The sequence below is a fragment of the Pedobacter sp. 05T44 genome (assembly GCF_056395985.1).
The window spans coordinates 123,126-144,852 of sequence record NZ_JBFTKO010000001.1 but is presented as its reverse complement, the minus strand read 5'-3'; the positions used below and the strand labels follow the sequence as shown (position 1 = coordinate 144,852).

General features: G+C 38.0%; 17 protein-coding genes. 5 read left to right on the top strand and 12 right to left on the bottom strand.

Going from position 1 to position 21,727, the window contains the following annotated elements; all coding sequences use genetic code 11:
- Positions 1 to 52: 52 nt before the first annotated feature.
- The 6 genes from AC1DDK_RS00545 to AC1DDK_RS00520 form a co-directional block, all read right to left on the bottom strand.
- Complete coding sequence (locus AC1DDK_RS00545; protein ID WP_216854519.1) at positions 53 to 1,042, bottom strand: PorP/SprF family type IX secretion system membrane protein; 990 nt, start codon at positions 1,040 to 1,042, stop codon at positions 53 to 55.
- Positions 1,039 to 1,989 carry a T9SS type B sorting domain-containing protein gene (locus AC1DDK_RS00540; protein WP_172663736.1) on the bottom strand — a complete coding sequence of 317 codons (951 nt, stop codon included), beginning with the start codon at positions 1,987 to 1,989 and terminating at the stop codon, positions 1,039 to 1,041. The genes AC1DDK_RS00545 and AC1DDK_RS00540 overlap by 4 nt, the downstream gene beginning before the upstream one ends.
- Before the next feature lie 24 nt (positions 1,990 to 2,013).
- Complete coding sequence (locus AC1DDK_RS00535; RefSeq protein WP_216854518.1) at positions 2,014 to 2,727, bottom strand: hypothetical protein; 714 nt, start codon at positions 2,725 to 2,727, stop codon at positions 2,014 to 2,016.
- 35 nt (positions 2,728 to 2,762) lie between these two features.
- Positions 2,763 to 4,928 (bottom strand): Ig-like domain-containing protein, encoded by a 2,166-nt coding sequence (locus AC1DDK_RS00530; RefSeq protein WP_477633744.1) that lies wholly within the window; start codon positions 4,926 to 4,928, stop codon positions 2,763 to 2,765.
- Between the two features lie 680 nt (positions 4,929 to 5,608).
- Positions 5,609 to 5,932: a DUF6266 family protein gene (locus tag AC1DDK_RS00525; RefSeq protein WP_337715105.1), complete on the bottom strand. Its 324-nt coding sequence runs from the start codon at positions 5,930 to 5,932 to the stop codon at positions 5,609 to 5,611.
- Positions 5,933 to 6,191: 259 nt separating this feature from the next.
- Positions 6,192 to 6,668 (bottom strand): MepB family protein, encoded by a 477-nt coding sequence (locus AC1DDK_RS00520; protein ID WP_216854517.1) that lies wholly within the window; start codon positions 6,666 to 6,668, stop codon positions 6,192 to 6,194.
- A gap of 235 nt (positions 6,669 to 6,903) precedes the next feature.
- On the opposite strand from AC1DDK_RS00520, the gene AC1DDK_RS00515 reads away from it, so the two are divergent.
- Positions 6,904 to 8,154, top strand: a complete 1,251-nt coding sequence (locus AC1DDK_RS00515; protein ID WP_477633743.1) for an OmpA family protein — start codon at positions 6,904 to 6,906, stop codon at positions 8,152 to 8,154.
- Between the two features lie 191 nt (positions 8,155 to 8,345).
- Here AC1DDK_RS00515 and AC1DDK_RS00510 read toward each other — a convergent pair whose 3' ends face one another.
- A complete protein-coding gene (locus AC1DDK_RS00510) occupies positions 8,346 to 8,756 on the bottom strand; it encodes a hypothetical protein (protein WP_246269740.1) in 411 nt (136 codons plus the stop codon).
- Between the two features lie 45 nt (positions 8,757 to 8,801).
- Here AC1DDK_RS00510 and AC1DDK_RS00505 point away from each other — a divergent pair, with 45 nt between their 5' ends.
- The gene (locus AC1DDK_RS00505; protein WP_172663731.1) at positions 8,802 to 9,389 is read left to right on the top strand and encodes a DUF4833 domain-containing protein; all 588 of its coding nucleotides are present in this window, start codon (positions 8,802 to 8,804) and stop codon (positions 9,387 to 9,389) included.
- On the opposite strand, the gene AC1DDK_RS00500 is transcribed toward AC1DDK_RS00505, so the two are convergent.
- From AC1DDK_RS00500 to AC1DDK_RS00480, 5 genes are all read right to left on the bottom strand, one after another.
- Positions 9,386 to 10,618: a purple acid phosphatase family protein gene (locus AC1DDK_RS00500; RefSeq protein ID WP_337715103.1), complete on the bottom strand. Its 1,233-nt coding sequence runs from the start codon at positions 10,616 to 10,618 to the stop codon at positions 9,386 to 9,388. The two genes, AC1DDK_RS00505 and AC1DDK_RS00500, sit on opposite strands and share 4 nt — an antisense overlap.
- 128 nt (positions 10,619 to 10,746) lie before the next feature.
- The gene (pgl, locus tag AC1DDK_RS00495; RefSeq protein ID WP_172663729.1) at positions 10,747 to 11,472 is read right to left on the bottom strand and encodes a 6-phosphogluconolactonase; all 726 of its coding nucleotides are present in this window, start codon (positions 11,470 to 11,472) and stop codon (positions 10,747 to 10,749) included.
- Positions 11,472 to 12,983, bottom strand: coding sequence for a glucose-6-phosphate dehydrogenase (gene zwf / locus AC1DDK_RS00490; RefSeq protein ID WP_288880460.1), 1,512 nt, complete (start codon positions 12,981 to 12,983; stop codon positions 11,472 to 11,474). Before zwf ends, pgl begins: the two co-directional genes overlap by 1 nt.
- A gap of 37 nt (positions 12,984 to 13,020) precedes the next feature.
- Positions 13,021 to 14,433, bottom strand: coding sequence for an NADP-dependent phosphogluconate dehydrogenase (gndA, locus tag AC1DDK_RS00485; protein ID WP_337715100.1), 1,413 nt, complete (start codon positions 14,431 to 14,433; stop codon positions 13,021 to 13,023).
- Positions 14,434 to 14,437: 4 nt separating this feature from the next.
- Positions 14,438 to 15,202 (bottom strand): ROK family protein, encoded by a 765-nt coding sequence (locus AC1DDK_RS00480; RefSeq protein ID WP_172663727.1) that lies wholly within the window; start codon positions 15,200 to 15,202, stop codon positions 14,438 to 14,440.
- Positions 15,203 to 16,003: 801 nt separating this feature from the next.
- Here AC1DDK_RS00480 and AC1DDK_RS00475 point away from each other — a divergent pair.
- Genes AC1DDK_RS00475 through AC1DDK_RS00465 form a run of 3 tightly spaced genes read left to right on the top strand, consistent with a single transcriptional unit; the run spans position 16,004 to position 21,710 of the window.
- Positions 16,004 to 18,901 (top strand): SusC/RagA family TonB-linked outer membrane protein, encoded by a 2,898-nt coding sequence (locus AC1DDK_RS00475; RefSeq protein ID WP_477633742.1) that lies wholly within the window; start codon positions 16,004 to 16,006, stop codon positions 18,899 to 18,901.
- A 51-nt stretch (positions 18,902 to 18,952) separates the two neighbouring features.
- A complete protein-coding gene (locus tag AC1DDK_RS00470; protein ID WP_337715098.1) occupies positions 18,953 to 20,494 on the top strand; it encodes a RagB/SusD family nutrient uptake outer membrane protein in 1,542 nt (513 codons plus the stop codon).
- Positions 20,495 to 20,510: 16 nt separating this feature from the next.
- A complete protein-coding gene (locus AC1DDK_RS00465) occupies positions 20,511 to 21,710 on the top strand; it encodes a discoidin/SUN/FTP domain-containing protein (protein ID WP_172663724.1) in 1,200 nt (399 codons plus the stop codon).
- The last annotated feature ends 17 nt before the right edge of the window (positions 21,711 to 21,727 follow it).

Below are 21,727 nucleotides of genomic sequence, written 5' to 3'. Positions count from 1 at the left end.
AATTAAAGATGTTTAGTGCTCAAACGGACAAAATAATACCTGAATAGTCCTTTTAAAAATCATAACATCTGGATGATCTGATTTTTCGCATATTTCTGGGGCCTAAATAAATGCCTACTGAAAACTCATGACTGCCATAGTTGTAGTACTGAAGTTTGTTTAGAGAATAGTCGTAAGAATAGCCGACTCTTAGGTTGTCTGTAGCAAAGAGTTCGAACATCATGCCCAGCGCATTCTTTTTAGTGAGGTCTTTTTGCAGGAATTTTTTGTTGTACAAAGGAACCGTGGTTCTATAAAAACCACCTATCCATACCTTTTCATTGAGTAGGAGGAAGGCGTTAACATCCAAAGAAGTAGGACCCTTTATGTCGTCTTTTAATAAAATAACAGGTTTTAACGCCCATCCGTAAGTAATGGGTATTAAAGCGCCTGCAGTTAAAAATATGTGCGGCTGCGGAACAGGAACAAGAAGATTGTTGCTATAGTTTTTTGCAGCCCAGCTTGCTATCAGGTTACTTGCCGAAAGTCCGGCGAAATATTTTTCATTAGAGTAGTAAATACCAGCCCTTGCATCAGGGAAAAATCTGGTTTGCATTCCAGTAGGGATAACCTCATCATCGGGATCTATGCTGGTTAATTTATCTCCATCAAGGCCAAGTTGCATTACACCTGCTGCCAAACCAAAAGAGAGTCTGGAATTTTCATCATAACCCAGTTGAATTTTATAGGCATAGTTTGCATATGCAGAAAGGTTTTTTTGCGCACCGATCTTATCGTTTGAAGCGATGAATCCAAGACCAACATTTCCGTCGTCAATAGCACCATCTACAGCTACTGAAACTGTTGTTGGTGCACCTCTTACGCCTACCCATTGTGCACGATAAAAAGCCTGTATGTATAGTTCTTTTTTATATCCTGTATAAGCAGGATTAATATGGATTGTATTGAAAATGTACTGTGTAAACTGACTGTCTTGCTGTGCACTTGAGCTACACACAATTCCAATAGATGCTAAAAACAGAAGTATGATTCTTTTCATCATTGTTTGCCCCTTAATAAAGTGATATAGCCTTTATAGATTTCCCATTTGGTGCCTATTTTTAGTCTTAGTACATAGAAATAAGTACCTTCATTAAGCCCTCGTCCGGTCCATTCATTATTGTAGCCTTTTTTGAAGTATACAGTTCCTCCCCATCTGTTTAGGATGGTGATTTCATTTTCAAACGCTTGTACACCTGGTATTTCAAAGGTTTCATTTTTATTATCTCCGTTTGGCGTAAACACGTTTGGTATAATAATACCTGCTACCGAAGTACTGGCAGTGGAAACGTTATTAGCCATATTTGGATCTGACTGATCAGCCGAGACCTTTGCCGTGTTGTAAATAACACCGGCTTTAAGAGCTTTAGTTTTTATCCTTAAATCTGCAGATTCGCCATTTTGCAGGCTATCAATTTCCCAAAGCACAGTCCTGGTTGCAAAGCTATACCTTGCATTACTACCGGCAGTAGGGGTTAGTTGCTGAAATTCGACCTCGGGAGGTAGCTCATCTGTAACCTTAATGTTGGTTGCCTTATCGGTCCCATTGTTTTTTACATTAATGGTGTAATCGAATGAGTCGTTAAGTGTTAAAGCCCTGTTTTCTGATGTTTTGGTAACCATCATATCAGCTTTGAGAATAATAGGAGGAGTTGTTCCGCCTACAACGATGACAGCCTCTGAAATATCGGAAGCACAGCCTTCGGTGTTATAAGATATTACAGTGTATGTTCCAGAAACAAATACTGTAAATTCCTGGCCAATAGCGCCACTTACAATTTGATTGTCTTTAAGCCATTGATAGGTTGATGCGTTAACAGAATTTGCCCGCAACTTTAAAGAAGCCCCCTGCGGGAGATTCACCGTTTGCGGACCAGAAGATTGCGCAAAGCATGCCGTTGCACTGAGCAACAGCATACTTGACACAAAACTTATTTTTCTGTTAGACATAAAGCTCTGACCTTAATATTTAAATTATGGTGCTGTAATAGTAACTGTAGGTTGACCAGGAGTTTGAGTTACTGTGACTGTTTGAGTTGTTGTAGCTGTAACCTCGCAACCTGTACCTAGAAGTGTATTCGTAAACGTTGTTGCTTGTTTATATTTTACCTTTCCTGTAATTACATAGACACCTGGAGTAGTTGTTGTTAGTGTAAACTTTCCAGTAGCTTGGTCAATAGTACCAACGGTACTCCCATCTACAGTTGTGGTTCCATTATTAACGCTATAAGTATATTCTAAAACTAGATCTGATCCGCTTACTGGAGATAATGCAGCTCCTGTTTGAGTGATATCAGAAGAATTAACCGTGTTGTTGGATTGGCAATAGGCAGGAACAGAAGGTGCGTTTAATGAAAATGCCAATGGAGGGAGTATGATTATTGTGTTGCTTACAGGATCGGAAGAACATTGCCCTGAGGCTGCATCTGTCTGCGAAACTAGTATCACTTCGTAACTTCCTGGATCTGTAAACGAAGTTGGTGCGGTGGCAGAGGGATAACCAGCGAATTGAGTTCCATCTTTCTTGACATCCCACAAAGCTGAAGTTCCTGCTGGTAAATTTGTTACACCTAAATTTAGGGTTGTTCCAGAGCAAGTATAAAATGTCGCTGCCATTGCAGATGTTGAAGTGATTAAAAATGAAGCTAATAAGAAGCTCATTTTTAAAAATGTAATTTTTGTTTTCATGTCTTTTTGATTTTAAGTTTTACGTTAATTGTTTATTAATTAGAAGTTATGTTTACTTGTGGAAGAGGTGGTTTAGGGTGTATGATCATGTTAAAAGTTACAGGGGGGCTTATACAACCATTCGCATTTTTAACACTTATTGTCCCAGCATAAGTAGTTACATTTGCTGTTGTGGGAACAATAATGCTTATATTAGAAGCTGGTAAGGGAGTATCAGATGATAYATTCACAAAACCATCTGTTATTGCTGCGGAATCCCAATTGATGCTGTAGCTGGTTGGACTATATGTAGATGTGTAAGTTAATGTTGCGTTTGTTATTCCTTTACAAGCAGTTGGATTTGTGATTACAATAATGACTGGTGATTGGTTGATCATTAAACTTATTGGATATGAATTAGTACAATTGCTTGTTGTATTCCGGATACTAAAAGTTCCTGTATATGTACCAACAGGTGCATTTGAAGGGATACTCAATTGAATTGGACTCGTAGGAAGATCAGCTCCGCTAACATTGGTTAAACTTGTTGTATTCCAAATGATGTCATATTTAAGACTACCGGAAGAAACAGCAGTATAAGGTAAGGTGGCTGCTGTAGTCCCTTTACATATGGCTGGAATATTTCCTAAAGATATTGTTGGGAGTGGAGATACATCAACAGTGAAAGAAGTTGAATTGCTACAATGTGTAGTTGTATTGGTAATAGTATATGTGATGCTAGCTGTTCCAACAGAAACACCTTTTACAAATCCAGTACCATCAACAGTGGCTACTGAAGAGTTATTAGTACTCCAAACACCTGGATCTTCACTCGTATTGGTAAATGTATAACCAACACCCACGCAAATATTTGCGTTACCAATAATTGCAGAAACAGTTGGGAGAGGATTTACGGTAACGATTATTGGAACTCTTTCTGATTCAGCATTACAATTTGTTCTTGCGGTTGCCACATAGTAGGTTTTGGTTGCTGTAAGTGATGGAGTAGGCGTATAAGTATTGGTGTTGGCTAATAATGTTGTTGAAGTTAAAGAATCATACCACCGCAATTCATTTCCTGAATCTGGCGCATCAGGTTTAAGCGTTACGGATGTTCCTGAACAAATTATTACAGCAGGGGTTGAACCGGGGGCTGTAAAAGTTGGTTTTGGAGGGGTTATCTGTACCTCATATAGGTTTAGACTTGTTGCTAGGTTTAAGAGGGAACTTGCTGAGAGCTCTACACGGTCAAATGCTGATGGAGGGGCAATGGAAATTGTGGTTTTTCCACCTGAATTCAATAATGTTAATAGATCGGTTCCAAGCAATAATMCACTGAATGAAGTATTACTGACCAGCGTTGCTCCGTTGTAGGTGTTGATATTTATGTAGCCCAGTACACCAGCAGATATGACAGCCGGAGGAATGGAAAGGGTTAATGTGGCTACGCTGCCCGTAGGTGAGGGTTGGGAAAAATAAACAGTCTGGTACAATGTTGTTCCCACACCTAAACCATTTGAAAACAAGGAGAAGGTATTCAGGTTTCCATCAATGGCATTTGTTTCGTTGCTAATTGCAGAGCCCAGATCAAGTATTGTAGTTTTTCTGATAGCTGTATAAACGGGTGGATTGCAATTTGGATCAAGGATATAAGCGTAGTAAATATTTGTTGAATTTGTGGAGATCCCACCTAGTAGAGCACCAGCAGAAGTGGTGGATGTAATTCTTATGCTGTTACAATCTGCTGGAGTAATAAATACATATTCATTTGTACCTTTTAGCGGTAGGGATGAAAATGACTGTGCACTGCCAAGGGCAGTAATACCATTATAAGCCTGTACCTGAACTCCGCTTAAAGTTCCAGCTGTTAGTTTAATTATTATGGACGTGCCGGTTTTTGGTAAAATGGCCCCTGAGAAATTTAAATTGATGTATGCAGAGGATGTTCCCCCGGTGCTTCCCAACAGTCCCCCTCCCTGACCACTTATGGGAGCTAGTGTAGCAAAATTGGTCAGGTCGGCATCGTTAATATTGCTGTGGCCAGTTATGGTGAAAGAGCCGATAACTCCATTACTCCCCCCGAAGCCACCGTTTCCCCCTGCCCCTGCACTTCCACCTGTATTGGTTGGTGGGGGACCTACATAAGTTGCATAAATGTTCGAAGTCTGCCCCTTCACCTCGCCCCCAAAAACCATCAACATCACTGTTAACAGTAATCCCAAAAGTTGAACATATGAGCGACAAGCTTTCAAGGTTATGAGCGGTAAATTAGTTTAATCTATACTATCAGTGAATAATTTTTAGGACAAAAAATTACCTTGATGTATGGTATAGCAAACTTATTACAGTTCTTTCAATGATTTTTGTTCATTATATTCAGTTTTAGTTTCGTTTAGGTTACTATTTAACGGAGGGAAATGGAAGTCAGTGAGAGGTTTTTGTTCTTAAATTATTGTAATACAGTTTGTTTTGAATAAGTTTTGATTTTGTTCATTTTATTCAATATTCGAGCATAAACAAAGTGCTATGCACTTGCATATTCTGTTGAGGAATTTTCTTCCTAAAGTATACTAGGGGAAGTGAGTTTTCGTTCAAAAACCCAAATCCGCATATCAACACAAATAGGGGGCTTTATTACGATTCTTGAATAACAACGAAAACTGTCTTTTTCTTAATCGACAGTTAATGTGAGGAGTGGATTGTGTGTTTTACTAGACGTAGTGGCAATCTGTCCAGCAATACTCCTCAAGGGCTCTCCAAAACTTTAGTATCTCTTTGTCAAAAAAATCCACAAATTTACTTGCTGATAAATGGTTTATGCGATATGGATGCCTTGTTGCTATGTAACTACAGCAACTTTTAATGCTTTTTGCGCCCATCATATATAGCGAAATAGAGAGCGTTACCCCACCGTTATCTCGCCTACATACAAACTATCGCCCTGCAACTTTCCATTGGCCGAGGCAAAGCTGATATAGCAATGCACCGTATCGCCCAGATGATCTGCAGGCATTTGCATTACAAAGTTTTGCGCATACCTATTCACTTTGCCCTGCGAAATAACTGCCCTTTCCTTTTCTGGATTGTACACCAGAAAACTCGCCAGATCGGTAAATTGGCAATATGTTGACTGTTTTTGTGGCAGCCAGGTAAAAGTAATCTTCCCTTCGGCTGATGAGATCTGTATACCATCGGGAGTAACTACATGCCCTCTGCTATATACCAACTTAGGTTAGTTGAGCAAAAAATGCTCGCCTTGCTTAATAAAAGGATGGTCTGAGTTGTATTTATAAGCCGCATTTACAGGTGTGTTGTTTTTTACAAAAGCCTTAAAACCAGTGTTTATCAGCTTGTCGATCTTTGACAACGTGAGGGTAATGAGTTCAGACCACTGTGTATGATTATTATGTATGGAACTTTGGGGATGTAGTAAACCATGAGATAATCATTTTAAAACTATGTCGCCTACTAGGACTCTGATCTATTTACGTCAAGTTTTGGACGAAATACTTTATTTGCCAGCTTTGAGTTTTTTGAGCCTGTTTATTTGTTGGTTTGTCCCAGGGCGGATAAACTCTGATTCCTCGTTTCCCGTTTTTATTCTTGCTTGTGATAATTCCCTGCCCAATAAGAATGGATTTTGGAAAAACAAATAGTCCAAAATTATGCTCAGTTTTTGAGCTGATTACCATAAAATCTATCTCGTCTGTTTCTTCAAAAGGCTGGGTTAAACCTTGTTCATTTCTTCTCCAAATAGCAACAAATTGACCTACTTTTTTAGGGGTAACTTTAGAGACTCTAAATTCAATAGTTTTTCCTGGTAGTTTAAAATTGCGTGCCCCGTAGTCTGCACTTTCTCTTGAACTGATTGTCCTAAGTTCAGCACCATATTTGGCATACAGTTCTTTTCCTGTTTCATAAAACTCTTCATGAAAAATTTTTGACGTAGTGTGCTCCTCCAAAATAAATTTATTATTCTACAAATCTAAACTTCTATCATGAATAATTGTTGTAGGAGACAAGATGTTATGAACTACACCTAAGTGGTTTTCTATTAGGCTATTAGATTTGTATTTATAACAGCTTAATCTTAGATTTAATAAACGTGTAGGTACGTTCTGTTTTTTTATGTACCATTGGAGATTAAAGGAGCGGGTGTTTGTTTTTATTTTAGAATACTAACTTAAAACTATAAACATGAATTTAATTGAAATGATAAAGAATGAAATAGGCAGTGATGCGATTTCTTCTTTAAGTCAGAAAGCTGGCGTAACCGAAGATCAGGTTCAAACAGGGTTTTCAGCAGGTATCCCAGCTATTCTAGCGGGCATCCTGAAAAATGGAGCCAGCGGTGATACAGGCTTTCTAGGCAATATCTTATCCGGTGTTACCGGTTCCGGCAGTAACCCTGCAGATTTATTAAATGATGATCAGGATTCTTTATTGGAGAAAGGCAAATCTTTGCTTGGTGGCTTATTTGGTGGCGATACAGGAGCAGTAACGGATGCGGTTTCCTCTTCAAGTGGTTTAAGTGGTGCAAAAGCTACAGGTTTGCTGGCCATGATTGTTCCATTAATTACAGGTTATATTTCTAAGTTAATGGCCAGTAAAGGATGGAATATCTCCGATTTATTAGGTAAGATCTTTGAAAGCAAATCGGCTATCGCTGCTGCACTACCAAGTGGTTTAAGTGATTCTTTAGGTTTGGCTAGTATTAATATCCCAAAAGTTGATATTCCAAAGGTTGAGATTCCTGCTGATGTAAAAATACCAAAAACAAACTATGTTACTCCTATGGAACAGCCTAAAGCGGGTGGTAGCTTTTTAAAATGGTTAATACCGTTGCTTGTTATTTTGCTAGGTGCCTGGTGGATTATGGGTAAATCTGGATGCAACAAAACAGAAATGACCACTGTTACAGATTCTTTATCGGCCAATATTGATTCGGCAGGTGCCACAATGGATTCTGCTGCCGGAGCGGTGAAAGCGGGCGCGGATGCCGCGGTATCTACTGTTGCAGGTAAATTGAACGAGGCAGGAGATTTTGTTAAGGATCTGGGTGCTAAAATTAGCAAGAAATTGCCAGATGGTACTGAACTTAGCATTGCTGAGAATTCTGTAGAGAATAGCCTTATTTCATTTATTGAGGATAAGAATAAACCTGTTGATAAAACAACCTGGTTTACATTTGATAGGTTGTATTTTGAGACTGGAAAGAGTACGCTAAAAGCAGAATCTCAGGAGCAATTGAAAAATATAGCTGCCATTTTAAAAGCTTATCCAAATGTGCAGCTAAAAATGGGTGGTTATACTGATAATATAGGCGATGCCGCTGTAAATCAGAAGATATCTAATGAAAGAGCGAATACTGCAATGCAGGCGTTGATTAAACTAGGTGTAGATGCCAAGCGTTTATCTGCCGAAGGTTATGGTCAAATAAAATTATGAAATAATTGAATTTGACCCTCTCAGGGTCGGCTACAGAAAATTTTAACTAGAAAAACTTCTTACAACTTAATGAAAATGGGGCAATTCATGATTTATGAACTGCCCCATTTTTGTAAAGGACTTTTTCAGTGCCCTCGAATTTTCAATCGGGTCTTTTTATACTTTCAATTCTTCTTATAAAGAGTCTATTATTATAAAGATTCTATTGTAGCTTTAATCGTTTTCTCTAAAGCACGCTGTATTGATTCTTTGTATGCAATGAAATTAGCCTGGCGAGTTTCGTCTGAATCGCTCTCTCTAAGAGACCTTTTGCCAGCTTTTACTTCCTGTAATTCATTGGTGTATAGATCACTAAATGTTTCCGGCTCTTTATTTTTTAGAATCCTTACAGTATGCGAGTACTGCTCATGAATATCGATTAGAATTCCTAAATTCTTCTCGTCATAAATGCTTATGCCGACTATTTTTGTTGATAGCTTTTCAAGCTTTCCTCTTTCTTTCGCGTAACCCATAATTGTTGCAATATACCAGTTCTGGTTCAGAATTATACTATAGGTGTTATTGTGAAAGATAATGTCGGCAATTTGACAATTGAATATCAAGAGTTTAGAATTCTCTTTTTATCTTTGAACCCTAATACTTTACCAATGAGAACCGCTAAATTACTAACCCTCAATATACTGTTGCTTTTTAGTTTATTAATCACAGCAATAGTAAATCCTGTACCTGCATATGCTCAGGTAGTTGATAAAAGTGATCCTTCACCTTTAAAATTTCCAACTCCAAAAGGAATTGCCAATCTGCTTTTTTATTTACAGAGAGATCCTAACACCAACACAATCATCTGTGAGTTAAATGCAGATAAAAATGGAGAGGTAGACAGAAAAGAACCTATTCTAGTGTACTGGATTCGTTATGGGGATGAGGGCGAGAAAAAGGATTTAAGCTACATCCAAAAGAAATTTGCATATGGTATTCAGGCCAAAGAGATAGGTAAAGACCACTATGAACTAAGGTTTGTTTCGCATAAAAAACTGCCGATGTATTTGCTTAAATCTGAGAACGACAAGAAGTTCCACGTTTATGTAACGGTTAATAACAAAAAGATTCAGCTCGACAGGATTTTTGTGAGGATTGAAGGTGGTTCTTTTTGGTTGCCAAATGTTAAATATGTGGAATTAAAAGGCATAAATACAGAAAATAATGCTGCGGTTTTAGAAAGAATTAAAGTTTAGCTGCTCTTTAAACTGTACTTTCCTACTTCCGATCCATCGTCTTTAAGCATTACTAAATCCAGTGTTTTACTGTCGGCTTTTACTTTAATAAGCGTACGCTTTCCTTCCTGTGGCCCGCCGCCTATGATAACAGGGTAGGGGTGTTCTGCAGATGGTGGCCAAACGCCGTAGGTATGTGTATGTCCGGAAATTACAATGTCTGCCTTATACTTTTTAAACAGCGGCGCAAAGAGTTCTCTGCAATGCATTGGTCCATGCCAATCACCGGAATGATATAGGGGAATATGCATCATAACCACACGGAATTTTGCCTTCTTGTAAGCGCTTGATTTCATGATTTCTTCCAGCCATTTCGCCTGTTCTTTGCGGTAGCCATCAAAGTCTACTATTCCGGCATAAACGGGGTGATCATCAGGCTTGTCTTCGCCAGTATCTAATACGATATTGAAAACCGGGCCCCATTGGTAAGCGAAATATCCTTTGTCGTTTTTAGTAGAAAAATAATCTTTCAGTTCACGAGAAAACTTGCCTCTGGTTTCGTGATTGCCGCGGACGAACATAAACGGTTTTGTGCTTGCAAATACATCTGTAGATGGATTAAGCATGTGGTCTATGATCTGCTGTTCGTCTTTCTGAAAATCAAAAATATCGCCGTTGAAAAATACGTAATCGTAATCCTCGTTGTTTAATTTTAGCAGATGCGGGATTGATGCCGGGCGATCATGAATATCGTTTAGTATAAGCCATGAAACTGCCTCAGGATTTGCTTTTGGTGTGCTAAAGGAATAGGTTTCACTAGAGATGGTTTCTCCATATTTTAAGGAATAGGGCTGAAAGTCTGTGATTTCTTTAGATAATACACGGTAGCTGTATTTTGTGCCTGGTTTAAGGTCTTTTAATTTAACAAAGTTTATTCTGTTGTGGGCGTCAACCAGACCGTCGGTTACATTGTGGGCTTTTAGGTTTAGATTGTTCCCTTCGCCATATTCAATCCAGCTGTAGCAAAGTTTATTGGTAACCCACCTTATAGTCATGCCGTCTGCCGAAGGTAATTGCAAATAGGGTTTTGTTAAAAAGACATGCCCGTCTTCTGGGATGGCGGTAAAGGATTTAAGTACTTCGGCAGAACTGCTGCCTGGTAAAAAGGCAGCTAATGATCCTAGTATTCCTGCTTTTGATACATTGCCCAGAAACTGACGACGGGGTAATGCATTGATTTCTTTTTCCATAACAAATAGGGAGTATTTGATGGCAAGATACTAAATTGGAATATTTCTGTTTTGTAACATACTTGTATTTTTTACAAAAAAAGGTGTATCATAAATCATGATACACCTTTTTTTTTCTTAGAATCTTATTAACTATCTAACAGGCTTGCTGCAGCATCATCAAGAAACCAGGTTACACTACCATCAACAGGATTGACTAATTGTGAAGGATACAATTTTGTATTCTTTTTTGGCGCTTCGATAACGTGTTTTACAGCTTGTGCTTTGGTCTCACCAAAAACAAGGAAAGCAATGTTTTTAGCTTTGTTAATTAGCGGTGCAGTAAAACTGATTCTGTAGGTAGAAAGTTTTTCTACGAATACTGAATCTACCTCTACTTCCTTGTTGTCAAGAATAGATGTTCCAGGGAATAATGAAGCAGTATGTGCATCATCGCCCATTCCTAGCAGGATCAGGTCAAAAATGATGTCAGCACCATTAAAATGTGCAGATATAGCTTTGTTATACTCAATTGCGGCCTTTTCGGGAGCAAGGGTGGTATCTACATAAAATATATGATCAGCGGCAATATTTAAAGGATCTAGTATTGCTCTTTTAGCCATTAAACCGTTATAACTTTCGTGATTTGGCAATACATTGCGCTCATCGCCAAAGAAGAAATATACTTTAGACCAGTCAATTTTATCGCGGTATGTGGTAGCTAGTAATTCATATAAGGCTTTAGGTGAGTTACCACCTGTAAGTACAAAATTAAAGCAATCGTTTTCTGCAATTGACTGATTGGCAATAGTTACTATATAGTCTATCAGATCCTCAAATAATTCGCTTTGAGTTTTATAAATTAATAAATTCATTATTCTTTATTTAGTGGTAATGCAAACCAGTGGAAACCGTCTCTGGCAATCAGCGCTTCGGCGTCTTCTGGTCCCCATGAATCTGCAGTGTAATTAGGGAAGCTTAAAGATTTTTTGCTTTCCCATGCGTTAACAACCGGCATTAACAACTCCCATGCAGCTTCTACCTGATCGGCACGCATAAACTGGGTCTGATCGCCTGTCATAACATCTAATAAAAGGGTTTCATAAGCCTCGGGTGTTTCTGAGCTATAGGTTCCTTTGTAGTCAAATACCATGTCAACTGGATTCAATACCATGTCTAATCCTGGTCTTTTACCTTGTACCTGTAAACGGATACTCATCTCAGGCTGAATACTGATGATCAACCTGTTTTGTTGCCAGTGCTCGGTTACTCCGGAAGGGAAAATATGATGAGGTACATCTTTAAACTGAATGGTAATTAATGAAGAGGTCTGGAACAAACGTTTTCCTGTACGTACGTAAAAAGGAATTCCCTGCCATCTCCAGTTGTCTACAAAAAACTTAATTGCAGCAAAGGTTTCAGTATTTGAATTGGCATCTACCCCAGTTTCATGTCTGTATCCAGGTACTTCTTTACCTTCTACCCAACCTTTAGTATACTGACCTCTAACTGTGCTGAAACGAATGTCTTCAGAACTAAACGGACGCATTGCTTTTAATACATCCACCTTTTTGTTTCTGATCTCATCTGCATCAAAGTTTACTGGTGTTTCCATACCAATTAAACAAAGTAATTGAAGCAAGTGGTTCTGAATCATGTCTCTTAACGCACCAGCACCTTCGTAATAGCCCCCTCTATCGCCAACACCAAGTTGCTCTGTTACAGAAATTTGAACGTGATCTATATAAGTGCGGTTCCAAAGCGGCTCCAAAAATGAGTTTGCAAAACGAAAGGCCATTATGTTCTGCACGGTTTCTTTACCTAGATAATGATCTATACGATAGATCTGTTTCTCGGTAAATATGCCGGTAAGAATACAATTTAGTTCTTTAGCTGTTTCAAGATCTCTTCCAAAAGGTTTTTCGATTACAATACGGCAGTTGTCTTCAGTTCCTGCTAATCCATAATCTGACAAGCACTTAGCAATAAGTGGGAACAGGTTTGGTGCTACAGCAAGGTAATAGATAACCTGTGTTTTAGGACCAAACTCTTTCTGAAGTTTCTCTATGCTCTTTTTAAGCAAACCAAAGCTTTCTGGAGTCTCTACATCAACAGAATTATAAATAACATTTTCTGCAAATTTGTTCCACTTTTCCTGCTTTACTTTTCCTGATCTTGAGAATTTGTTTACGCCGTCCATTAGGTTCTCTCTGAATTTGTCATCAGTAAGCGGCCTGCGGGCAGTTCCAATGATGGCATACTTTTCAGGCATGTAGCCGTCTGTGTATAAGTTGTAAAGAGCGGGCGCAAGTTTGCGCAAATTTAAGTCACCGGTACCGCCAAAAATTACTACAATGGTTGGGTTAACGTTGAGGCTAGTTTTCATTAGAATGTTATTATATCCAGTGTGGGTTGTGATTTAATTAATTGTTCTCGTTCCAATCGGCATGGAAAATACCTTCTTCATCAATGCGCTCAAAAGTGTGTGCGCCAAAGAAATCTCTCTGTGCCTGGGTTAGATTTAATGGTGATTTATCAGTTCTAAGGGAATCGTAATAGGTAAGTGCAGAGGCGAAGCAAGGAATTGCAATGCCATTTTTTAATGCTGTGATCACAACATTTCTTGTGCCCGGAATAATTTCTTTTAACTGATTTTGGATGCTCTCATCTGAATATAGATGTGGTAACTCCGGTTGTTTTTTGTAGGCCTGATAAATATCTTCAAGTAGCACCGCACGGATAATACATCCGCCACGCCAGATTTGAGAAATTTCTTTCAGGTTAAGCTCATATTTGAATTCTGCTGAGGCCTGTTCCAATAAATGAAGTCCCTGAGCATAAGAGGTTATCATAGCAAAATAAAGCGCTTGCTCTAACTGTACTTCAAACGCTGCTGCATTTTCAACTTTAATTTGCTGATGCGGTAATGCTTGTGACAGTGCAACACGGAGTTCTTTGAATTTTGACAGATCGCGTGCGCTTACCGATTCATTTATAGTTGGAATAGGTAATTGCAAGTCCATAGAAACTTGCGAAGTCCATTTTCCTGTGCCTTTAGATTTCGCCTGATCTTTGATGACATCAATCAGGTAGCCTCCGGTTTTTTTATCTTTAACTTTAAAAATATCGCGGGTTACTTCCAGTAGGAAAGATTTTAACCTGCCATTGTTCCATTTTTCAAATGTGTTGTATATCTGCTCATTGTTATAGCCAAGTACGTTCTTTAAAAGGTCGTAAGTCTCGGCAAGAATTTGCATCATTGAATATTCAATACCATTGTGAACCATTTTCACAAAGTGACCAGAAGCACCGGGGCCAATATATGCTACGCAAGGATCGCCGTTAACTTTTGCAGAAACAGCCTCTAGAATAGGTTTTACTGCGTTGTAAGCAGCTTTATCTCCACCAGGCATCATGCTTGGTCCGAAACGGGCACCTTCTTCGCCACCAGATATACCCATTCCAAAGAAGTGGATGCCCTGGTCTGAAAGCTCAATCGCTCTTCTGCTTGTGTCAGTAAAGTGAGAGTTTCCACTGTCGATGATCATATCGCCTTTATCAAGTAAAGGAACAAGTTCCTGAATTACGCTGTCAACAATTTTACCAGCAGGTACTAAAAGCATAATCCTTCTTGGAAGTTCAAGGCTTTGTATAAAATCCTCTAATGATTCAAATCCTTTTAAGTTATGGGCCTTACCATCTTCTTCAAGCTTTTTAAGCATGCGGGCATCCTTATCATAACCTGTAACCTGAAAGCCATTATCGGCCATATTAAGCAATAAATTTCGGCCCATGGTTCCAAGACCGATCATTCCTAAAGTGTATTTATTCTTCATTATTTTATTTGTCGTTAGGACGAGTTGTGTATACGTGATATTTTTCGGCAACTTCCCAAAGTTTAGCACCGCCTTTGATGCCATCTTTATTAGTTACCAGATGAATGTTATGATCAAGCTCAAAGGTAATGTGCTTTGAATTTCCACCACCTATATATAATGTGTCGTAATTGAATACTGTTTTATAGATCTGTATGATACGTTCTAAACGTTCGTTCCAGTCTTTTTTTCCAATTTTTTCAAAAGCTTTGGTTCCTATGTAATCATCATAGTCCTTTGTTTTTGTTACCGGTAAATGAGCAAGCTCAAAATGGGGGAGTAGTTCGCCGTCAAATACCAGCGCAGTACCAAAACCGGTACCTACTGTAAATACGATTTCGAAGCCTATGCCACTTACAATTCCAAGTGCTTGTTGGTCGGCATCATTAATAAGCCTTACAGGTCTGTTAAATAAATTACTTACCTGTTGGGCAAGATTAACATTGGTCCATTTGTTTTTGGCCAGGTTTGGAGCTGTTTCTACTTTACCGCATTTAACATATCCGGGAAAGCCGATTGATATCCTGTCGAAGGTGTCTTCGAGCGATGATACCAATTCTTTAATGGTTTTAATAACTTCTTCCGGTGTTGAGTTTTTTGGGGTAGGAAGTTTTTTAAATTCAGAGAGCAGATCTCCTTTTGAACTTAATATACAGGCTTTGATGCTGGTGCCACCTATATCTATCGATAAAATGTTGTTTCCGCTTTCTTTTTTTTGCTTAACTGGCATATCTGTTTTGTGTAAGGGGCCTGTTTTTAATATAATTCAAAATAACAAATTTTCATTCATTAAAAAGGACATGTTTATGTATTTATATTTTAATAATTACTACAACGTGATAATTGCAGCATACATGTAATATATATGTATAAAGTTTGCGGTTTCATATGCCTGAGGATGATGGCTATATGCTGTTACGTAAACGATTGTTACGATAACGTTATAGTATGGGCGTATGGGTTAAATAGGGCTTATTTGGCAATCGAATGCACTTATGTGATTTTGTGTAAAAAAAATGATGTAAAAGATTTGGAATTTAAATTTTCTTTCGTATTATTGTTATAGATAATCGATTTAGCACCATAAGTCATTGTCGGGAAACCAAATACTAACCTAATAAGCCAAACTATGAATCAAACTTTTACTAAAAAGCTATGTAGTGAATCCTCACGACATAATCACAAATTTTTTCTTGGGCATAACATGCCAATTTTAAATGCTGAAGCTGGGCTATGCAATCTATTGGTTGCGGAGATACCTAGCTAAATCGTTTTAAAAATATTTTAAATTTTTTACTTGTTGCTGTTCAATCTGCTCGATTGGCAGGCGATCTGGCGTACGTGTATCTAAAATTTAATCTATTAGTTTCTATAAAATCAAATTAAAAAAGGTTTTCAATCAGTTAATACTTAATTATCTGTTATGCGCTTTATTGCAAATATAACTTTCCTGGGTTTGTTGTGTTCATCAACATGTTCTTTTGGCAATGCCGCTAGGTCTGCCTGTGTGTCGGATATTTCTTCTTTTAAGATGAGTTTCCAACAACAGACTGATTCTGCTGAAGAGGATTCTGCCAAACTTAAAGTAGACACTACACGCTTCCAGCCTAAGTCCAAGAGGACCGTTTTTTCGGCTTTAGAATCTAAAGGAAATGATATCGATCCTAAAAAGCTCGCTATTTTTCCTGCGATTACATTACAGCAGTATTTAAAAGGTGAGGCCGCTGGCCTTTATGTTCAGGAATCGTCTGGTGAGCCAGGTACAGTTCAGAACATGTTTATCCGCGGAACATCACAGCCGCTTGTATCGCCACGTGAACAATTTGCTACGCAGCCGCTAGTTGTTCTTGATGGGATACCGTTAGTTGGTGAGCATCCTTTTGCTTACGACATCCAACAATTTAAATTTGACAGAATAGGTCCGGCAACAAATACACTTGCCAATATCAACATGGATAATATAGAATCTGTGCAGATATTGAAGGATCTTGGTGCTACATCTGTTTACGGACCAAAAGGAGTTAACGGAGTAATTTTGCTAACGAGTAAAAGGAACTCGACAATTAGAAAAATAAACTTCGAATCGTATATAGGTTTAGCACAGCCTAGTGCGGTAACTACTATAAACGGTAAGTTCGAGAACGACTTTAGAAGACAATTTTACAATAAGTATACTGCCAATGGTAGTTACTCTGATAACGACTCTTATCCTCTTTATTTAAGTGACTCGTTAAACAATGACTTTTATGGACCATCTAACTGGAACGACAGTTATTATGGTAATGCACTTGCTTATTCTGTGAACGCCGGAATTTCGGGTGGTAGTGATAGAGCTAACTTCCGTTTTGGGGTGGGTACAACTACCAGCGGGGGCGTTGCAGACAATACTGGTGCAGATCGCTATAATACTCGTTTTCAGATTAACATGAGGCCAACTGAATGGATGGCGTTTACGGCTATTATTAACGCGAACCGTGTTGACCGTCAACGAAATAAGAATGTTAGAGATAGGTTGTCACAAGTGAACTACATACCTGATTTAAGTTCGCCAATTGCCCCTAATAAGTTAAAATATGGTGAATATCTGGATCAATTTGACAAAGGATTTGATGACAACAGGTCTAATATTGTAGAAGGATTGGTTAGTCTGGGTATAGATCTGGGCAGATTTAAATTCAATTCTACTTTCGGATTGGATCATAATGAGGGCTACAGAGATATATTCTATCCAAGAACGTTGCTGCAAACAACAAACTATGCCTCAAATTATTATGGGTACAGTAGAAGAGTGTTTTTTGATAATACGGCAACGTATGATCTGAAGATTAATGATGTACATACATTTAACTTCGTTGTAGGTTCTTCATTTCAGTATGATACTTATAAATACAATTATGCATATGCTTATAAAGGAGCTAACGATTTCGTAAAACTTAATTTGTTGCAATCTGATCCGAATAGAGGTGATTATTTAGAGCCATTTGTGTTCAGGAGAGAACTTGTTTGGAAATTTTTAGATAAAACCAGAAACAATCAGGTTTCATTTACAGGAAAAGCAAGCTACAATTATAAAGAAATTTATACTTTTTCTGCTATGTTACGTGCTGATGCATCTTCGAATCAGCAACCGACTAATAGATGGTTCTATTCACCGATCTTTTCTGGAAGCTGGAATATGAAGAAAGATTTTCTTGGAACGAACGATTTTGTTTCAGATTTGAATTTACGTGCCAGCGTAGGTCGTATGGGTAGGGCCGAGCTATTTGATAATTATGCTCAGGGCCCTCAGTATACCGCCTTTATTGGTTTTACCGGTAATTTAATTGCACCTGGATATAACGGTTTCGGAACACTAACCAGACCATATAATGCCGGTGCTATTCCTTATGGCCTGGAATGGGCTTATCAGGATCAGTTAAATGTTGGAGTTGACGTTGCTTTCTTGAAAAACAGGATCAGAGCTTCAGTTGATGTATATACTAAAGAAGATAAAAATCAATTGCTAGGTGTACCTGGCGCTGCTGAATACGGATACACTACCGTTATTAGAAATGGTATGTCTATTGCAAATACTGGTATTGATGCTGCAATTAGTGCTGATATCTTACCGTCAACAAAAAAGGTTTCATGGACTTCTTCACTTAACTTAAATTTCAATAAAAATAAATTGAAAGCTTTGCCGGGTGGTTTATCTGAATTGATTGTTGGTGACAGACTTTTAAAAGTCGGCGAATCGATAGATAGCTATTGGTTATTAAAGAATGAAGGTATTTTTAATACCGATGCGGAAGTTCCGGTGGGAGCAAACGGTCAAAAAATKAGCTATAATGCCATTACATTAAAGGCTGGAGATCCGATTTGGAAAGACCTTAACGGAGATAATACTATCAATAATAGCGACAGAACCTTGACCGGACATGCCCTTCCGCTTGTTTCCGGAGGCTTTAATAACGATTTCGGTTATAAAAACTGGACCCTCAGTGTAAATATGTATTTCAATTTAGGACGAGATCTAATAAATCAGGAAATGGCAAACCGTTTTGATTTTGTTAATCGCGAAGGGTTAAATAATATCAACTCTGTTAGAGAGGTTACTTACTGGGAAAAAAGGGGAGATTATTCAAAATACCCTTTGTATAACCCATGGAGTTCGTCGGCTCCTTATCAGGCCAATCAGGATTTATTCCTTGAAGATGCTTCATTCTTAAAATTGAGAACTGTGTCGTTAGGTTATGATTTAACGAAATTGATGAAAAAGAAAATGCCAAGACTTGAAAGATTTTATGTTTATGGTAGTGTGCATAATATTTTCACCCTTACTAAATATACAGGACAAGATCCAGAGCTCGTAAACTATACTGGTTACGATACAGGTTACGGAATGCAAATTCCTAGAACGTATATGCTAGGTGTAAAAATGGATTTTTAATTAATATCACACATAGACAAATAACATTAAGTACCATTTAAAATAGACGAAATGAAAAAAATAGTTTTGCTGAGTCTTATCTTTTTTGCTCTGGTAGCAGGTGGCTGTAAAAAAGCATTAGATATAAACTCAACCCGTGTGGTAAATGAACAGAACTCCTGGAACAATATGGAAGATTCCAGAGCTAAACTGCTTGGGGTATATGGGTTAACCAGGGCAGCATTAGCAGATAACAATGGCCATTGGATTTATGGTGATGTGCGTATGGGAAATTTTGATAGCCCTTTACGTCAGGATCTGAAAGCCATTATAAGAAATGACCTGAAGGCTGCTTATCCAGTGGTTCAAGAACTTTCTAATTGGAGAAGATTTTATGCAATTGTAAATGCTGCAAATATTTTCCTTGAGCGTATCCAAGAAGTTAAAGCGAAAGATGCCAGGTATACGGATAACAATATGACTGTAGATATAGCGCAAATAAGATTTTTGCGCGCATTTGCTTACTTCTACATGGTGAGAATATGGGGTGATGTACCTTTTATTACCTCATCTCGTGACGGACAATTTGAAAATGTTAAAAGATCAGATCGTAACGCGATTATGGAGTTTGTTCAGGCCGAAATGGTGGCAGCTGCTGAACAGTTACCATATAGATACAGTGTAAACGATATTCAGCAACCGGGGATGTACTATAATGAAGGAGAAGGAAGATGGAATGGAACCCTGGTTAGAAAATTAAGTGCCTATGCTGTTGCTGCTCAGGCGGCTGCATGGCAAGGGAAATATGCTGACGTAACTGTTTATACCAAAATTGTGCTTGATAATTTTGGTAAAGCGGCAATGGCTTATAATCCAACCGATTATCTTACAGGTCGCAGAGGACTTTTCTTTGATAAGAATAATAATCAGCTGTTGGGATTTGGTTTTATCTTTGGACATCAGGATGCCACATTCGTAGGTAATATTGAATCACTTACACTTGCAGAGCCAATTGTAAATAAAAATCTACCGGATATTTTTGTACCAAAGGATTCAATCTTATCCATATTTAAAGAAGCTAATGATGGCAGGTTTAATATCGATAGTAATGGTGTTACTCACTCTCAGCTTTATTTTACAAATTTCCTAGGTAAGTATCCAATTTTTAGTAAGATAAAATGTATGCAGGATGGATCATCAGACCCAACTTTCAGAATATTTTCAAGTGCTATACTCTTTACAAGGCTGGAAGATGTTACACTGTTGAGAGCTGAGGCTTTGGCTGTATTAGGGGAAAGACAAGGAGCGATCGATGCGCTAAATATAGTAAGAGCATTTAGGTATAACGTTGATAATGTGGGAGCTACTAATAGTAGTTATGTGCCGTACTCGCCCGAGCGCAGTGGGAATCTTATTGAAGCGATTTTTAATGAGCGTAATAAGGAATTTATGGGTGAAGGTTACAGATGGTTCGATTTGGTTAGGTATCATAAAATTGTGCAAAGAGATCCGAAGTTTATTGCTTTAATTAATTCTGGTGGAATTTACTGGCCTATTGCTCAATCTCTTATTGACCAAAATCCTGAGTTGGTACAAAACTCTTATTGGAAATAACTAAACATTAATAGATATGAAAAAATCAAATTTATATAGTAGATATTTAATAGCATTCTTGTTTAGTGCCATAATATTTCAAGTGGCCTGTAAGAAAGAAAAAGGCTATTATTCTACTCAGGATATCAATCCAGGTACTTCCTTAAATATTTATGATTACCTGAAAAGTAAACCAGGAGTTTATGATTCATTGTTGCTGGTAATTGATAAACTTAAAATGAAAAGTATTCTTACCGATAGTAGCGTGTCTGTATTTGCGGTTTCTAACCCAAGTTTTCAGCTGGCAATTAGAAATTTAAATGATGCAAGAAGGGCTAATGGCAAAAGAGCTATCTTTTTAACCGAATTAGCGTCTGGGTTTGCACCTGCTTTGGCTGATCTGGAAAAAGCAAAAAATGATAGTGCTCATTTGGATACGATGGTATCCAGGTATATTGTAAAGGGACTTTTTAAATCGACAGATTTTTCTTTGGGAGATGGCCGTGAGCTTTTTAGTGTACGTGGAAATTATCCAATGCATGGAAAACGCCAATACGCTGATGCTCAAGGTATGCAAAATGGCGGTCCCGAAGTGATTGAGTTTGCCAATACTAAAAGAAGTGTATTTACTCCGAACTGGGCATTTGCTTATACAAGTTCAGTTAACATTCAGGCGAAAAATGGAATTGTACATTTAATACAGCCAGATCATGTGTTTGGATACGATGAATTTGCAAGACGACTTACGTTTATTCCACCGCCAACAAACTTATTTAAAACGGTTACTGGTACAATGGAGGTTAAATTTAATAACCCTGACTACAAGGATGGAACGGTAAATCCGGGAGAGAAATTCATTAAGTTGTTTGATGATAATGTGTTAACTAAGTTTATCTGTCACTTTAATGTTCAGAATGTTAAACCAGTTTACTTCATTTGGCACCCTAGCTTACCTGTAGTATCCAATGTTTACACATTGACATCTGCAAATGACTCGAAAGAATATTCTCGTAATCCGAAGAGCTGGAGAGTTGAAGGATCTCAAAATGGAACAGACTGGACTGTATTAGATACCAGACAGGATATGGTATTTGAATCTAACTTCCAGAATAAGGTTTATGATTTTAATAATGAGATTGCCTGGCAACACTACCGTATAGTATTCTTGAGTAATACCGGTGATGATTTATTCCAGTTGTCTGAATGGACTATGAACTTTAGGACAATTTACAAATGATGAGGACAGATAAATTT

Bases quoted from the DNA above. Each gene is read 5' to 3' on its own strand.
- pgl (WP_172663729.1), bottom strand. From the start codon at position 11,472: ATGAATTTATTAATTTATAAAACTCAAAGCGAATTATTTGAGGATCTG.
- AC1DDK_RS00535 (WP_216854518.1), bottom strand. From the start codon at position 2,727: ATGAAAACAAAAATTACATTTTTAAAAATGAGCTTCTTATTAGCTTCA.
- AC1DDK_RS00465 (WP_172663724.1), top strand. From the start codon at position 20,511: ATGAAAAAATCAAATTTATATAGTAGATATTTAATAGCATTCTTGTTT.
- AC1DDK_RS00505 (WP_172663731.1), top strand. From the start codon at position 8,802: ATGAGAACCGCTAAATTACTAACCCTCAATATACTGTTGCTTTTTAGT.
- AC1DDK_RS00470 (WP_337715098.1), top strand. From the start codon at position 18,953: ATGAAAAAAATAGTTTTGCTGAGTCTTATCTTTTTTGCTCTGGTAGCA.
- zwf (WP_288880460.1), bottom strand. From the start codon at position 12,983: ATGAAAACTAGCCTCAACGTTAACCCAACCATTGTAGTAATTTTTGGC.
- AC1DDK_RS00540 (WP_172663736.1), bottom strand. From the start codon at position 1,989: ATGTCTAACAGAAAAATAAGTTTTGTGTCAAGTATGCTGTTGCTCAGT.
- AC1DDK_RS00500 (WP_337715103.1), bottom strand. From the start codon at position 10,618: ATGGAAAAAGAAATCAATGCATTACCCCGTCGTCAGTTTCTGGGCAAT.
- AC1DDK_RS00515 (WP_477633743.1), top strand. From the start codon at position 6,904: ATGAATTTAATTGAAATGATAAAGAATGAAATAGGCAGTGATGCGATT.
- AC1DDK_RS00480 (WP_172663727.1), bottom strand. From the start codon at position 15,202: ATGCCAGTTAAGCAAAAAAAAGAAAGCGGAAACAACATTTTATCGATA.
- AC1DDK_RS00545 (WP_216854519.1), bottom strand. From the start codon at position 1,042: ATGATGAAAAGAATCATACTTCTGTTTTTAGCATCTATTGGAATTGTG.
- gndA (WP_337715100.1), bottom strand. From the start codon at position 14,433: ATGAAGAATAAATACACTTTAGGAATGATCGGTCTTGGAACCATGGGC.